The following is a 14,976-nucleotide window of genomic DNA, read 5'->3' as shown; positions in this document are numbered from 1 at the left end:
AATTGTGACGATTAAACAAGAAGTAGAAAGTAGAAAGACATTTGCGATTATATCCCACCCAGATGCTGGTAAAACAACATTAACTGAAAAATTATTACTTTTTGGTGGTGCGATTAGACAAGCAGGTACCGTTAAAGGTAAAAAGACAGGGGAGTTTGCGACAAGTGACTGGATGAAAGTGGAACAAGAACGTGGTATTTCTGTTACAAGTTCAGTTATGCAATTTGATTATGATCATTACAACATTAATATATTAGATACACCAGGACACGAAGACTTTTCTGAAGATACGTATAGAACATTAATGGCTGTAGACAGTGCCGTAATGGTTATTGACTGTGCGAAAGGTATCGAACCACAAACGTTGAAATTGTTTAAAGTATGTAAAATGAGAGGTATTCCTATTTTTACATTTATCAACAAATTAGACAGAATGGGTAAAGAACCTTTTGAACTTTTAGAAGAAATTGAGAAAACATTAGAAATAGAAACTTATCCTATGAACTGGCCAATTGGAATGGGACAAAATTTCTTCGGAATTATTGATAGATCCGATAAAACAATTGAGCCATTTAGAGATGAAGAGAATGTTTTACATTTAAATGATGACTATGAATTAGAAGAAGATCATCCTATCAAAAATGATTCACAATTTGCTCAAGCAATTGATGAGTTAATGCTTGTTGATGAAGTCGGTGAACAATTTGATGAAGAATTATTGCTAGCTGGAGAGTTAACACCAGTATTCTTCGGTTCAGCATTAGCGAATTTCGGTGTACAAAACTTCCTTAATGCGTATGTTGATTATGCACCAATGCCTAGTGGACGCAAGACTGAAGAAGGTGATGTTGTGGATCCGTTCGATCCAGACTTCTCAGGATTTATCTTTAAGATACAAGCAAATATGGATCCAAGACATAGAGATAGAATCGCATTTATGAGAGTCGTAAGTGGCGCATTCGAAAGAGGTATGGATGTGACACTTCAACGCAATAAGAAAAAACAAAAAATTACGCGTTCAACTTCATTTATGGCAGATGATACGCAAACTGTAAACCATGCTGTTAGTGGTGATATTATTGGGTTATATGACACTGGAAATTACCAAATTGGTGACACGCTTGTCGGCGGTAACCAGAAATTCCATTTTGAATCATTACCACAATTTACACCTGAAATATTTATGAAAGTTAGCGCTAAAAACGTTATGAAACAGAAACATTTCCATAAAGGGATTGAACAATTAGTTCAAGAAGGTGCAATTCAACTTTATAAGACGTTGCACACGAATCAAATCATATTAGGTGCAGTTGGACAATTACAATTTGAAGTATTCGAGCATCGTATGAAAAATGAATATAATGTTGATGTTGTTATGGAACAAGTCGGTAAGAAAATAGCAAGATGGATTGAAAATGAAAAAGATATTACGGACAATATGAATTCAAGTCGATCTATTTTAGTTAAAGACCGCTATGATCAATATGTATTTTTATTTGAAAATGAATTTGCTACAAGATGGTTTGAAGATAAATTCCCAGAAATTAAATTATTTAGTTTGTTATAATGAACAAAACATTGTATAATAATTAAGTAAAACTAAATAGACCTACGACTTTGTCGAAGGGGAGTAACTTTAGAACTTAAAAATTCTAGCATATTATCGTCATTACGAAGCGCAAGTTTCCGGTAATATGGACATCACATAAATGTTAAGTGAGACCTTTGCCTTTTATTAGGCATGGTCTCTTTTGTTTTTTATAAAAAGAATGGAGTGTGAATAGATGGATCCGAGTTTGTTAATCAGTTACGGCTGGGTATTAATTGTTTTAATTTTTCTTGAAGGATTATTAGCAGCAGATAATGCTGTTGTTATGGCCGTAATGGTCAAACATTTACCAGAAGATTTAAGGAAAAAAGCATTATTCTATGGATTATTAGGTGCCTTTGTATTTCGTTTCTTATCATTATTCTTAATTAGTTTCTTAGCAAACTTCTGGCCAATTCAAGCGGCAGGGGCATTGTACTTAATTTATATGTCCATTAAGAACTTGATAGACTTTAAAAAGCATAAAGGTGAAGAGCTCAAGACGCCAGATGACGTAGAAGCTAAAGATGATTTCCCTGAATCAGAATTTCCTTCAGATGGACATGGTCATCATAAATTGAAAAAGAATTTCTGGTTGACTGTACTCAAAGTAGAATTTGCAGATATCGCATTTGCAATTGATTCAATGTTAGCAGCATTTGCTATCGCAGTAACATTGCCGGCAATGGGTATCCACTTTGGTGGTATGGATGCTGGTCAATTCGGTGTTATGTTTGTCGGTGGTATGATTGGTGTTATTATTATGAGATTCGCAGCAACATACTTTGTAGAATTATTAAATAAATATCCAAACTTAGAAGCAGCAGCATTTGGTATTGTAGGTTGGGTAGGTATTAAACTGTTTGTTATCGTATTGGCACATGATGAAATTGGTGTATTACCACATGATTTCCCTCATGGCATACTATGGCAATCTATATTCTGGTCAGTTTTATTATTACTCGTTATTATTGGTTGGATCACTTCAGTACGTAATAATAAAAAGACATCAAATTAATATTTATTAAGCAAAACACTCACAAAGTTTATTGTTGACTTTGTGAGTGTTTTTTTATCTTTTTTTAATTGAACAAACCATATTGAATGAATTCGTAAATATATGTAAAAATAGGTGTATAATATTGAGAATTACAATGGTTTTATGTTAATAAATTTAGTATTATATGGCATAATAGATACATTAAGTGTTTAGATTGAGGAGGGCAATAAATGTCACGAAAAAAGCATGTCATTCCTAGAAATGAATATAAGAGACAGCGACGTGAATTTTTTCATAACGAAGAACGTGAAAAAAGAATCGAACAAGAGAAAAAAGAATATGAAATAAAAAAAGCTAATGAACGAGAACTTCAAAAGAAAAATGAATTACGTGTTAAAGAAAATATGCAAAAAGCACGTATTGAAAAATTAACGAAAGAAGAAATTAAAAAACAGGAAGAAGAATCAAAATCACATCCAACAATTGATTTAGATGATGACCGACTTGCTGAAACACATCAAGAACATAGTGCACAAGATGAAGTATTACATAATGATGAAGTTCAAACAAACAATAAAGATAGCATAATAAACTCAGAGGAAGAACCTGAAGAGATTAAATATGAAAAAGTAAGTGAACAAAAACAGGCAGAAACAGAAAAAGCTTTTTCTAAAGATAATGACTTTGAAATAAATAAGCAGCTCGGTGCAAGACATGATGAAAAAGTAGAACAAAAATCTCAAAATAAAAATAGTTTTCTTAATAAATTTTTAACTAAAATAGAAAAGCATTGGCCAATCATTGCGATTATTTTAGCAATCATATTAATATTTATTTTAGTATGGAGTATATTCCAAAATGTAAATCCTCCTAACGAAAGTAGAAAATCGATTGAAGAAAAACAATCTCAAAAAGGATTTCAAAAGCCTATTACGAATGTTATGGAAGCTGTAGAGAAATCTAAAAACTCAGTCGTAGGTGTATCTCATGAAGATTCAGATGTATCTAGTAAGAAAGAATCTTCAGCGAAGGAAAAAGAAGAAAATAGCGGCGTCGGTTCAGGCGTCGTATACAAAGTTGAAAATAAAAAAGCATACATAGTAACAAATGCACATGTTGTATCAAGTGATAAGAAACCAATTATTACAACAGCAAATGGTAAAAAGTATGATGGTAAAGTATTAGGATCAGATCAATGGTCTGATATAGCAGTCTTAACAATTCCAATTGAAAAAACTGAAGATTTTAAACCTATTAAATTTGTGGACTCAGACAATTTAATTTTAGGTGAAACAGCTATTGTAATAGGAAGTCCGTTAGGCGCTGAATTCCAAAATAGTATTTCTTCAGGTGTAGTTTCTGGACTAGATAGAAAAGTTCCTGTTGATTTTAATGGCGATGACGAGTATGATTGGGAAATTAAAGCTATTCAAACAGATGCTGCAGTCAATCCTGGTAACTCAGGCGGTCCTATATTAGACTCACAAGGTAATTTGATTGGTATTGTATCGTTGAAAATTGATATGCCTAATGTAGAAGGTATGGCTTTTGCAATTCCATCAAATGACGCTACTGACTACATTAATAAATTAGAGAAAAATGGTAAAATTGAACGTCCGGAATTAGGTATTATGGCTCAAAACTATTCTAAAATGAGTGATAGCGAAAAGTCACAAATATCTTTACCTGATAAATATAAATCAGGAATGGCAATTACAGGTGTTACAAAAGATGGTAATGCTGACAAAGCTGGCGTTAAACTTAATGATGTAATCGTTGGTATTAACGATACAAAAATTGAAAATAATCTTGAATTTAGAAAAGAATTATATAATAATCATAAAAAAGGCGACAGTGTTAACTTGAAGCTTATCCGAGATGGAAAAGAAATTACGAAAAAATTAACATTGAAATAAGATAGAGGTGACAATTTGTGTCCATTATAAAATACTTTTTTCAAAAAATGACTCCACAACAGGGTATCGTATTATATTATTTGGGCGCAATTATTGTCGCCTTTTTATTATTAAATTTACCTTATGTTGTTAAACCTGGTGTTAAAATCGCACCAGTCGATACATTATTTGTTGCTGTATCAGGTGTCAGCGTAACGGGTTTAACCCCTGTTACGATTGAAGATACATTTACCATATTTGGACAAGCTATCATCCTGATTATACTTAATATCGGTGGTATAGGTGTAATGGCTATTGGTACTTTACTTTGGGTCATTTTAGGTAAACATATCGGTTTACGTGAACGCCAATTAATTATGTTAGATAGTAATTCAAACGCTATGAATGGTGTCGTTAAGTTAATATTAGATATTGTGAGAACAATTTTAATGATTGAAGTTATTGGTGCGATATTGTTATCATTTTATTTCTATAAAGATATTGGATCGGTAAAAGAAGCAATACATCACGGTATATTTGCATCTATTTCAGCAACTACTAACGGTGGATTAGATATTACAGGTGATTCATTAGCACCATATGCGAATGATTATTTCGTTCAAACAATCATTATGTTACTTATTATGTTAGGTGCAATTGGTTTCCCTGTATTGATTGAAGTCAAAACATACATGAAAAATACAATCCCTAACTTTAGATTCTCGCTATTCACTAAAATTGCGAGTGCGACTTATTTATTTTTATTTTTACTCGGTACAATCGTCATTTATTTATTTGAATTTTCAAATGCATTTAAAGATATTTCGTGGCATAAAGCTTTATTCTATGCAATGTTCCAATCATCATCTACAAGAAGTGCTGGACTATCAACTATAGATTTTAGCCATTTTACTGAAGCGACCAACTTTTTCTTAGGTGGATTAATGTTTATAGGATCTTCACCTAGTTCAGTCGGCGGTGGTATAAGAACAACAACATTTACGATACTTGTCTTATACTTAGTGAACTTTAGTAATGGTCGAACAACTATAAAAGCTTTCAATAGAGAAATACATCCAATTGATATACAAAGATCATTTGCAGTTATTTCACTGGCATTAGCGATTACGTTTGTAGGTGTGTTATCTGTCGTTCGATTTGAAGATGGGAAACATGATTTGTTATCAATATTCTTTGAAACGATGTCAGCATTTGGGACATGTGGATTATCAATGGGTATTACAGATGGCTTACAATTAGGATCTAAAATCGTCATCATGATGTTGATGTTTATAGGTCGAGTAGGACTATTATGTTTCGTTGTCATGTTAGGTGGAAAATCAACACCTGATAAATTCCATTATCCTAAAGAACGTATACAAATTGGTTAAATAAAAAGCAAGCGACTGGGCCGCTTGCTTTTTATTATGGCTTTATAGTAGGTATGGTGATCATAAACGTAGTACCTTTAGTCATATTTGTAAATACGCTAATTTCACCTTCCCAATCTTCTATGAGTTTCTTACTTAAATATAAACCGAGTCCACTTCCAGATTCTTTCGTTGTAAAGAAAGGATCAAATATCTTTTGTTGTGTCTCTTTAGACATACCGGCACCGTTATCTTTAAATATAATCGTCGCTTGGTTTGCATGTGTATGCTGTAATTGAATTTCAATTTCTGGTTGTTCAACGTCTAATAAGGCATCTTTAGCCTTTTGAATAAGATTGATGAGAATTTGTTTTAATTGATCTTCTGATATAAATGCATAGATAGGGCTATCAGGTAATGTTAAAGCAATATTTATGTTATGTTGTTCAAGTTCATATTTCAAAAACTGAGAAACTTCTTTGATAGATTGATTAATGTCGACATTTGAATAGGCAAGGTTAGTTGGCTTTCCTAAAAATAAAAATTGAGTAACGATATTGTTAATTCTATCTAGTTCTTCTGAAATGATATTAAAGTGATGATCTTGTTTATCTTTATCATATTTCATTCTCGTTAGTTCAATAAATCCATTAATGCTTGTAAGTGGATTTTTAATTTCGTGTGCTGTATTAGCAGCGAGTGTACCAATTAATCTAAGCTTTTCATTATTAGCTTGTTCGATTACTTTTTCATGTTCTAATCGTTCGGATCTATTTTTAAATATAAGTGTCACAATAGATAATAATAAAAATACCACTAAAAATATTAAGAGAATCGGTAAAATAATACGCGTTATAAAATTATACTGTCCGCTAATTGTTAATGAGATAGGTAATTGATCATATAAATAAGTTAAGGATTTAGAGTGTTTATATTCTTTTCCAACTTGATAAATTTTTGTACCATCGATACCATTGACTTGAATATGATATCTTTTAGAGATTAAATTAATTTCATTTTTGAATGAAGACATATTGATTTCTGAAGCAACAGTGTAGTCTTTGTTTTGAACTTTTAAATGATTCGTTAATAATAATGTATTCGCATTTTTTAATGAAATATTTTCACTACTTAAACTTGAATTGGCTGTAAAAGGAAAATGAAACTTATATTTGTTAAAATCTTTAAGAGAGGTATAATCAGTGCCTTTAGAGTCATAGACAATTTGTTTTTGATCATTCAAAATATAAATATGATCAATCCAAGTATATCTAATGTGATTATCTTTTAAAAATTGATTAATAAATTTTTCATTGCGGCTGTTAGATAAAATAGTCGTTAAAGATTCAGAGATGCTATTTGATTCGTTTATAAATGTATTAATTTTTAAGTTTACAATTTCTTTTGTCGTTTCTAATCTTTGATTCACTCTATTAGTATAATTTTTATTTATAATAAAACCGATAGTTAATGAAATAACTAAAGCGATAGCAAAATTAATGATGATTAATTTATTAAATGATTTCATTATTGCCTCCAAGTTTATTGTTTACTAATAGAGTATATTATGATTAACAATTATTGCCAATACATATTAAATAAATTTTCTATCCAAATGGTCGTAAACTGCCCTAACAGTATTTAAAAATGGTAAAATAAATAAAAAAGGTGGGGATAGCATTGAATACGAATGAAACCATAACAATTGATTTATTAGCTACTTCTGACTTACATGGACAAATAGGAAAAAGTGGTATTAGTGGTAACATTCTAAAGATGGCCACTTACGTTAAACATAAACGCAAAACCAATAACCACGTCTTATTGTTAGATAATGGTGGCATGTTGTCAGGTTCAATGTTTGCTTTTTATTACGCTCAAATTGCCCCATATAAGAGAAATCCAATGATTAAAGTGATGAATGAAATGCAATTTGATGCAAGTGGTGTGAGCCCTGACGAATTCAACTTTGGCTTAGACTTTTTAAATAAATCTATTGCATTAAGCAGATTTCCTTGGTTAGCAGCAAATATTGAACATAGTAAGACTCGTGAACCATATTTTACAACACCTTATACGATTAAATATGTAGAAGGTATAAAAATAGGCATCATAGGTTTCACATCTAGTGGTCTTATGGAAAATAAAAACGTTGAGTTTGAAGACGAGGTGCTTGTTGGTGAGTCTATGACTACAGCAAAAAAATGGGTGAGATATTTACATGAAAAAGAAAGCCCTGACTTTTTGATTATGTTATACCATGGTGGCTTAAACACTTACACAGATAAAAATAATTATAGATCATATTACAGTAACAACGCTGAAAGTATGACGAATAGTACGGAAGGCGTTAATGTCATTATTACAGGTCATCAAGAACATATCGTTGATCTAAAAGTCGAAGAAACACAGTTTATACAACCAGGTAAAGATGCTACGAATATTGTAGATATGTCTATTCAATTCAAGAAAAGAGCAAACTCAGTAGAAATTATTGATACGTCTATTAAGCACGTAGAAATTTCAAGTTATCCTGAAGATAGAGATTTATTGGAACTAACGTATTTCGACCAAAAAGCTGTCCAACATTGGTCTGAACAGAGCGTTGTTGACGTACCTGTCGTGTTAGATTATAAACAATTAACAGACTTATTTATAAAACCGCATAAGTTCATGGAATGTATTCAACAAAGTATGACGAGAGCATTTAAAGAAACTGATTTTGTTTGTGCACAAATTGGGAACCTGACTGGTAACGGTTTACGTGGCGAGTTACAAGTTAAAGATGTCTATCAATCATATGTACATACTGATAAACCAGTCAAAATTAATTTATCTGGTGCTGAAATAAAGCGAATTATAGAAAGAACTGCTACAGCACTGTATAAAGAAGGGGATACGGTTCAATATAATGACCATATTTTAGAACCGACACTTATGACTGTATGGAAAGGTTTCGAATATACGATTGATTTGAGTAAACCTGTTGGTAGTAGAGTTAACTTAGAGAATATTGATTTAGAAGCTTCCTATTCAGTTATTATGACGGATTATTTATTTAGACATGTTAATAAGATTATTTCTGAATCAACGTATGAGAGAGCGAAGAAGACCGTCATAGAATATATGATTGAAGAACTGACAGAATCAAAGGGCAAATATGATTTAGAACATCATTTTGAAGTATTGTAATATAAAAAACCCCTAAAAAGTTAGCATAATTGCTAAAATTTTGGGGGGTGTTTTTATTAAATGTATTAGCTGAAAATTATAACGAGTATGATGATTGCTGCAATTTGAGCTACATAAGATGTTACGATTCTTTTCGTATAGAAATACAATGTAGATAATATGAGTTGTGCTAAAAATATAAACATAAATATAGCTAAATTATCTAAATATAAAAATAGTGAACTAGATGCAAGGGCACTCACAACGATTGCAATAATAGGTTGTGAAAATTTCAGTTGCAACTGATTTTGTAAAATTGTTCTAATATATAACTCATGACAAGGTATAGCAATTACAATTGTTACAAGCATTTGCCACTTATAAAATACGCCAGCATGCATTAATTCTTTAAATAAGGATGCATATGACAAGCCATTATAAATTTGTGATAATAATAGCTGAAGTAGAACTAATATAATGGCACCAATGAGACCATATCCAATTGATTGAAGTAATCGTTTAGATTTGATGTCACGTTGATAAAAGACATAGCTAATGCCCGCAATCAGCATAATACCAGTATATAAGTACCAGAATACTTCTTTTTCACCTTGCATAATGAATAAAATAATGTGAAAAATAATGAAACTAGATATGAACCATATTAATTGAGGATTAATTTGTCTTTTCACTATTATCCCTCTTCAGAAATTATTGTATAACGCTTATGATTTACTACAGTTTTTTCAGGTAACTCTAAACTTTCAAAGTTATCCATAATTGTGATATCTACGATAACTGAGTTTTCATTAATTTTTTCAACTCTACCTCTTAATCCATCTTGAAACTCTATGATATTTCCAACTTCTGCGATTGTCATCTTATTCCTCCTAAATAATACTATGAAACATTATACTAAATAATGCTCAGTTTATAAAGTATTAACAAATATACTCTATTTTAACATAAACATATCATACATATGATTAATCAAACATATGGTACTATATACTTGAGGCTATTTGGGGAGAAAAGAAGGAGGAAATATAATGAAATTTGTAAGTAATAATGGTATTAACGATCCAATGATTAATTTAGCTATGGAGGAATATGTCTTAACTTCTCTTCCTAAAGATGATAGTTATTTCCTATTCTATATTAATCAACCATCCATTATTGTAGGGAAAAATCAAAATACGATTGAAGAAGTTAACCAAGAGTATGTTGAGAAACACAACATCAAAGTTGTAAGAAGAATTTCTGGTGGTGGAGCTGTATATCACGATTTAGGTAATCTTAACTTTAGCTTTGTTACAAAAGATGACGAAGACAGTTTCCATAACTTTGCGAAATTTACACAACCAATCGTTGATGCTTTAAATGAAATGGGTGTTAAAGCAGAATTATCTGGTAGAAATGATATTCAAGTCGGGGAAAGAAAAATATCAGGTAATGCAATGGTTAAACAAAAAGATCGCATGTTCTCACATGGAACATTAATGTTAAATAGTGAAATCGAAGAGGTTGTAAATGCACTTCGCGTTAACGAAGCAAAAATAAAATCTAAAGGTATTAAATCTATAAGATCACGTGTCGCAAACATACAAGAGTTCTTAGAAGAGCCAATGGATATTGAAACATTTAAACAACGTATACTTACATCGATCTTTAAACAACAAGGTAGTGAAGATGTTGAAGAATACCATTTAACAGATGAAGATTGGGATAACATTAATGAACTAAGTAAAAATAAATACCAAAAATGGGAATGGAATTATGGCAAGAATCCTAAATACAACTTTGAAAGAAGTCATAAATTTGATAGAGGACTTGTCCAAATTAAATTAGATGTTAAAAAAGGTAAAATAGAACACGCAGCAATATTCGGTGATTTCTTTGGTGTCGGTGATGTAAAAGATATTGAAGAAGCATTAATAGGTGTTCAACATCAAAAATCATCTATTCAAGAAGCATTAAAAGATATTGATGTTTATCACTATTTTGGAGATATCGCTAAAGAAGAAATTATTAATTTAATGCTATAAACAAATAAAAGAGACTATTTTTGAATGTTTTCAAAAGTAGTCTCTTATTATGTGTTAAATTTTAAATGACAACTCACGATTGTAAATCCTCCAACTGAATTAATTCTTCACTGTATTGTTCAAATAAAGTATTATTACGATTCGCAAGTGCTTCATCAATTAAAACCATTAATTCTCTTTTACGATTTTCGCGTAAAGCAGAGTCAATCACAAGCTCAACTGATAAATCATTTAAGTTATTAACAAAAGTTTCTAAACTCTGGTGCTTAACTTGAGAATATTGTTTCATTTTAAACAACCCCTTGACTTTATTTGTTAAAATTATAGCGTATTTATTTTCTAAATGCAATGAATATTCAGAAATTTTAAAAAGTAAATTTATAATCCGAAATCAGTGATAAACTTACTCTATAAATTCATTATATGTTACTATAATCTAATTTCAAATTATTTTGCTCACAATTCAGAATACGGTTGTGAAAATTTTAAGTAGTCGAACCATATATATCAAAAATACTTAAGGAGAATCATAATGTATCAATTAAAAAAGTGGGATCATGTACAATTATCAGCACCTAAAGGGTCAGAGGATAAAGCACGATATTTCTATTGTAAACAATTAGGGTTTAAAGAAGTAGAAAAGCCTGAGTCATTGGGAGGCAATGGAGGCATTTGGTTTAATATCAATCAAATTGATTTGCATATTGGTATTGAAGAAGGATTTGAACCATTAAAAAAAGCACATCTAGCTATTAATGTTGAAAATCTAGAAGATTTAAAAGAACATTTAACGAATGAAAAAATAGAGTTTAAAACAGATAATCGTTTTCCAGGCGCAAATAGAATACATTTATTAGATCCTTTTGGAAATCGATTAGAATTTATAAAAAAACAATAGAATTTATTTCAAAAAGTATTGACTTATATTTAAATATAGATTATATTTTGTGTAATTACAATAAATGTAAATCCATTCGTTGTAATTACATAAAATTTGAAAGGAGCATATTATGACTAAATATGTAATTAAACAAAATACGATGTACATTAGAGGAGTTAAAGTAGACGATCACACCATTCATACTGAGGTGTCTGAAGCGGGAAGAGAACCATTCATCGTTAAACAGAAGCCTCAAGAAATTATGAATCAGTCATGTCGCTTTTATGGCGAGCACTTCAATGAAAGAAAGCTTTTTACAAAAAGGCTTACCAGAATTACTAGCAAATCCCCGATTTTAGTACCGCAGTTACATCCACTTATTTTTTCTGCACAGGTTCCGAAAGGTCAATAGACAACACATGGATAAATATACTCTATGTTAAAGATTTCAAAGAATACAATGGCAATAAGACCAAGATATTTTTAGAGCAAGATCAAAGCCTCGTTTTTCCAATTTCCTACCACGTTATTAATCACCAATACTTAAACTGTTTATGTTTGTACTATAGAAATCACCGAAATAATATCTTTATTAAGCAACTAAATACACCAAATATCGATTTAACTCAAGATGGGTATAGTGTACTTGATGTTATTAAGATGTATTTGAAAAATCAACATTAGCATACGAAAATAAATATTAACGGAACAAGTGCAAATAAAGTGTAAATGTTCCGTTATTTTTTTTAGGTTTCCTCTTGAAAATATTAAGATGCTTGATATAATAGTATTTGTGCTTGATAAAAATTTAATTATTCCACAGTAGCTCAGTGGTAGAGCTATCGGCTGTTAACCGATCGGTCGTAGGTTCGAGTCCTACCTGTGGAGCCATGGAGATGTACTCAAGTTGGCTGAAGAGGCGCCCCTGCTAAGGGTGTAGGTCGTTCTGCGGCGCGAGGGTTCGAATCCCTCCATCTCCGCTCAGATTAATTAGTCACGTATAGTGAAAAGAAAAACCTTGATAACTCAAGGTTTTTTCTTTTTTATTTAGGCGGATTTATTATTTTGGGGCACAACATGGTCACACTAGCATCATATTTTTAATCATGTGACCAAATTGATCATTTATTCTAGTTAAAAAAAGCTCTTGAACATGATTAAATGAATAATTATAATATTTGATATAAAAGCGTAATAGCAAAAATACTATAGTCATTTAAGTCTTAAATGGAGTGATTAAGATGTTAACAATGGAGTTAATTGAATTCAATGATGAAATTGTGACTTATAATTATTATCCTGAAGATAATAAAGAACTAACGCCTGGTCAAATTACAATGCGTAGACACGACAAAGAAATAATAGATTTTACTAAAACTGAAATGGAAAAATATAAGTCATTATATTTCATACATGCTGCTAGTAGAATGAGAAACATTGTTGATTTAGAAGAGTTACCTAAAACACAATTAGTTGCATGGGGATAAGTTCTGTGTAGCGTTATAATAATATGAGGTGATTACAATGACAAATAAAGCTAAAGATATTTGTATGATTACTATCAATATAATAATCATTATTTGTTGCATTTCCTTAATTTATTATATGTTAACCAAATAAAAATAGACTCGGAATTAATTTATGAAGAATGAAATAGCCAACACTACATATGTATACTCAAAAGCTCAACTAATTGAAATAGGTGGGCTTTTTTAGTTTGAGATCGTGATTGATGTCGATCTCAATGTTTAACGTAAAATTTGATTATTTTTCGCTTTATTGTAAGAATTTTGAATAAATTGTATAATATAGTAAAAATCAAAAATAAGTGAGATATAAGGTTAAAGAAATACGAAATGATTCTAGACGCTTATATGCCACCTAAAGATGCGGCTAAAGCATTCCAAAGAATAGCTGAAAGAGAAAAAGAACAACTAAAACGACGACATACAAAAAGAGAAAAAGAATTAAAACAATAGAAGGGTTAATTAGAAAAAGGAGGTAGTGATTAATGTTAGATTTGAAGTTAGTCAGCAAAGACGAAAAAAGTGTGACTTATGATTATTATCCTAACGACCAAAAAGTGTCGGGGAGAGTTACTATAAGAATTGATGATTGTGAAATACTCTATGCAAAAAAATCGGAATATGATCAAGATACAAGTAACTATTTAGGTCATGCGATTTATAGAATCGAGAAATATATATAAAATAATGAGTTCCCTGAAACTGATCTTGTAGCATGGGGGTAAAACATGAAATTATGGACTTATGTGGGAAAAATGGTATTAATTGAAGCTGATGATGGTCAGTAATTTACAGGTAAAGTTATAAGTTATGATGATGAAATGGATAATGAAAGTGGAGAAGATTCTATAAATTTAGATACTGGAATACAAATATACGACTTTGATGAAAGTGAAATAAAATCTATTGAAATCTTAAATTAAGCACCTAACAAAGAATTAATGGTTATGGTACTATTTTTAGACAAATTTTTAGCTATCACAGTGTTGTGATAGCTTGTTTTTATTTCTAAAAATCTTACTATGTTATTTTTCTATTTTTATTTTGTTTGCTAGCATCTAATACCTTTGAAACAAGAAGTATGAGCATAATTGTAAAGATTATCATGCTAATTACAGCTATTACTCTAGAGATAGGATTTTCTTTATAAATAACAGCGTAGAATCCTAGTATAAAGAATAATAAGTAGATAGGTAATGAAGATAATAATATGTACTTTGGATGCTTCATAGTTTCACTCCTTGTAATGATATAATCATAAAAAATAGCCATTTTTAACTTTGGCATGTTAAATGGCTATTTTTAGTAATTAACAAAGTCACCGTCTTTAAAACGGGCACATTGGAAAGCGTGTTGCTGTATATTGTTTTCTCGTTTTTATAATATCATAATTTGGAATATTTTGTCTATTATGGTCGCAAATGTATATAAAAAATACTGGGAATTTGTTATAATATAACAGAGCAAGTTGGATAGATGTTGGCCAATCTTAGTATAAAGT

Annotated in this window: 15 protein-coding genes, 2 tRNA genes and 2 pseudogenes; 14 read left to right on the top strand and 5 right to left on the bottom strand. The window is 30.6% G+C overall.

What is annotated here, in order from left to right; all coding sequences use genetic code 11:
- Positions 1-4: 4 nt before the first annotated feature.
- The 4 genes from MUA60_RS11250 to MUA60_RS11235 all read left to right on the top strand — a co-directional run bounded on the left by MUA60_RS11250 (position 5) and on the right by MUA60_RS11235 (position 5,874).
- Positions 5-1,567 (top strand): peptide chain release factor 3, encoded by a 1,563-nt coding sequence (locus tag MUA60_RS11250; RefSeq protein WP_262648307.1) that lies wholly within the window; start codon positions 5-7, stop codon positions 1,565-1,567.
- Positions 1,568-1,784: 217 nt separating this feature from the next.
- Positions 1,785-2,606: a TerC family protein gene (locus tag MUA60_RS11245; protein ID WP_262648306.1), complete on the top strand. Its 822-nt coding sequence runs from the start codon at positions 1,785-1,787 to the stop codon at positions 2,604-2,606.
- A gap of 212 nt (positions 2,607-2,818) precedes the next feature.
- A complete protein-coding gene (locus MUA60_RS11240) occupies positions 2,819-4,504 on the top strand; it encodes a S1C family serine protease (protein WP_262648305.1) in 1,686 nt (561 codons plus the stop codon).
- Between the two features lie 17 nt (positions 4,505-4,521).
- Positions 4,522-5,874: a TrkH family potassium uptake protein gene (locus tag MUA60_RS11235; protein WP_262648304.1), complete on the top strand. Its 1,353-nt coding sequence runs from the start codon at positions 4,522-4,524 to the stop codon at positions 5,872-5,874.
- A 34-nt stretch (positions 5,875-5,908) separates the two neighbouring features.
- Here the strand turns inward: MUA60_RS11235 and MUA60_RS11230 are convergent, their stop codons facing one another.
- Positions 5,909-7,381, bottom strand: a complete 1,473-nt coding sequence (locus tag MUA60_RS11230) for an ATP-binding protein (protein ID WP_262648303.1) — start codon at positions 7,379-7,381, stop codon at positions 5,909-5,911.
- A gap of 152 nt (positions 7,382-7,533) precedes the next feature.
- On the opposite strand from MUA60_RS11230, the gene MUA60_RS11225 reads away from it, so the two are divergent.
- On the top strand, positions 7,534-9,045 hold the full coding sequence (locus MUA60_RS11225) for a bifunctional metallophosphatase/5'-nucleotidase (protein WP_262648302.1): 1,512 nt from the start codon (positions 7,534-7,536) through the stop codon (positions 9,043-9,045).
- 65 nt (positions 9,046-9,110) lie between these two features.
- Here the strand turns inward: MUA60_RS11225 and MUA60_RS11220 are convergent, their stop codons facing one another.
- Both MUA60_RS11220 and MUA60_RS11215 read right to left on the bottom strand, forming a co-directional pair.
- Positions 9,111-9,716 carry a CPBP family glutamic-type intramembrane protease gene (locus tag MUA60_RS11220; protein WP_262648301.1) on the bottom strand — a complete coding sequence of 202 codons (606 nt, stop codon included), beginning with the start codon at positions 9,714-9,716 and terminating at the stop codon, positions 9,111-9,113.
- A gap of 2 nt (positions 9,717-9,718) precedes the next feature.
- Positions 9,719-9,904 (bottom strand): YkvS family protein, encoded by a 186-nt coding sequence (locus tag MUA60_RS11215; protein ID WP_025905642.1) that lies wholly within the window; start codon positions 9,902-9,904, stop codon positions 9,719-9,721.
- Positions 9,905-10,073: 169 nt separating this feature from the next.
- On the opposite strand from MUA60_RS11215, the gene MUA60_RS11210 reads away from it, so the two are divergent.
- Positions 10,074-11,069, top strand: coding sequence for a lipoate--protein ligase (locus tag MUA60_RS11210; protein WP_025905641.1), 996 nt, complete (start codon positions 10,074-10,076; stop codon positions 11,067-11,069).
- Positions 11,070-11,142: 73 nt separating this feature from the next.
- Here MUA60_RS11210 and MUA60_RS11205 read toward each other — a convergent pair whose 3' ends face one another.
- Positions 11,143-11,358, bottom strand: a complete 216-nt coding sequence (locus tag MUA60_RS11205) for an IDEAL domain-containing protein (protein ID WP_016911637.1) — start codon at positions 11,356-11,358, stop codon at positions 11,143-11,145.
- A gap of 243 nt (positions 11,359-11,601) precedes the next feature.
- Between MUA60_RS11205 and MUA60_RS11200 the strand changes: the two genes are divergently transcribed.
- The 8 genes and pseudogenes from MUA60_RS11200 (at position 11,602) to MUA60_RS11160 (ending at position 14,398) form a co-directional block, all read left to right on the top strand.
- A complete protein-coding gene (locus MUA60_RS11200) occupies positions 11,602-11,967 on the top strand; it encodes a VOC family protein (protein ID WP_262648300.1) in 366 nt (121 codons plus the stop codon).
- A 112-nt stretch (positions 11,968-12,079) separates the two neighbouring features.
- Positions 12,080-12,633: pseudogene (locus tag MUA60_RS15565) on the top strand (competence protein ComK).
- Between the two features lie 132 nt (positions 12,634-12,765).
- Positions 12,766-12,840: transfer RNA gene (locus MUA60_RS11185), tRNA-Asn, on the top strand.
- Between the two features lies 1 nt (position 12,841).
- Positions 12,842-12,929 (top strand) — tRNA-Ser (locus tag MUA60_RS11180).
- A 261-nt stretch (positions 12,930-13,190) separates the two neighbouring features.
- Positions 13,191-13,436: a hypothetical protein gene (locus tag MUA60_RS11175; protein ID WP_262648298.1), complete on the top strand. Its 246-nt coding sequence runs from the start codon at positions 13,191-13,193 to the stop codon at positions 13,434-13,436.
- A gap of 369 nt (positions 13,437-13,805) precedes the next feature.
- Entirely contained in the window at positions 13,806-13,928 is a 123-nt protein-coding gene (locus tag MUA60_RS11170) for a hypothetical protein (RefSeq protein ID WP_262648297.1), read from the top strand.
- Between the two features lie 32 nt (positions 13,929-13,960).
- Positions 13,961-14,158, top strand: a complete 198-nt coding sequence (locus MUA60_RS11165) for a hypothetical protein (RefSeq protein ID WP_262648296.1) — start codon at positions 13,961-13,963, stop codon at positions 14,156-14,158.
- 45 nt (positions 14,159-14,203) lie between these two features.
- A pseudogene (locus MUA60_RS11160) lies at positions 14,204-14,398 on the top strand (LSM domain protein).
- A gap of 97 nt (positions 14,399-14,495) precedes the next feature.
- On the opposite strand, the gene MUA60_RS11155 reads toward MUA60_RS11160, so the two are convergent.
- Positions 14,496-14,705 carry a hypothetical protein gene (locus MUA60_RS11155; protein ID WP_262648295.1) on the bottom strand — a complete coding sequence of 70 codons (210 nt, stop codon included), beginning with the start codon at positions 14,703-14,705 and terminating at the stop codon, positions 14,496-14,498.
- Positions 14,706-14,976 lie beyond the last annotated feature (271 nt).

This window comes from Mammaliicoccus sciuri, assembly GCF_025561425.1.
Taxonomy (GTDB): Bacteria; Bacillota; Bacilli; order Staphylococcales; family Staphylococcaceae; genus Mammaliicoccus; species Mammaliicoccus sciuri_A.
The sequence above is the reverse complement of the archived record's forward strand: the minus strand, read 5'-3'. Positions and strand labels throughout refer to the sequence as shown.

Excerpts from the sequence above, each read along its gene's own strand:
- MUA60_RS11155 (WP_262648295.1), bottom strand. The coding sequence starts at position 14,705 with ATGAAGCATCCAAAGTACATATTATTATCTTCATTACCTATCTACTTA.
- MUA60_RS11200 (WP_262648300.1), top strand. The coding sequence starts at position 11,602 with ATGTATCAATTAAAAAAGTGGGATCATGTACAATTATCAGCACCTAAA.
- MUA60_RS11230 (WP_262648303.1), bottom strand. The coding sequence starts at position 7,381 with ATGAAATCATTTAATAAATTAATCATCATTAATTTTGCTATCGCTTTA.
- MUA60_RS11170 (WP_262648297.1), top strand. The coding sequence starts at position 13,806 with ATGATTCTAGACGCTTATATGCCACCTAAAGATGCGGCTAAAGCATTC.
- MUA60_RS11215 (WP_025905642.1), bottom strand. The coding sequence starts at position 9,904 with ATGACAATCGCAGAAGTTGGAAATATCATAGAGTTTCAAGATGGATTA.
- MUA60_RS11165 (WP_262648296.1), top strand. The coding sequence starts at position 13,961 with ATGTTAGATTTGAAGTTAGTCAGCAAAGACGAAAAAAGTGTGACTTAT.
- MUA60_RS11210 (WP_025905641.1), top strand. The coding sequence starts at position 10,074 with ATGAAATTTGTAAGTAATAATGGTATTAACGATCCAATGATTAATTTA.
- MUA60_RS11175 (WP_262648298.1), top strand. The coding sequence starts at position 13,191 with ATGTTAACAATGGAGTTAATTGAATTCAATGATGAAATTGTGACTTAT.
- MUA60_RS11205 (WP_016911637.1), bottom strand. The coding sequence starts at position 11,358 with ATGAAACAATATTCTCAAGTTAAGCACCAGAGTTTAGAAACTTTTGTT.
- MUA60_RS11240 (WP_262648305.1), top strand. The coding sequence starts at position 2,819 with ATGTCACGAAAAAAGCATGTCATTCCTAGAAATGAATATAAGAGACAG.
- MUA60_RS11245 (WP_262648306.1), top strand. The coding sequence starts at position 1,785 with ATGGATCCGAGTTTGTTAATCAGTTACGGCTGGGTATTAATTGTTTTA.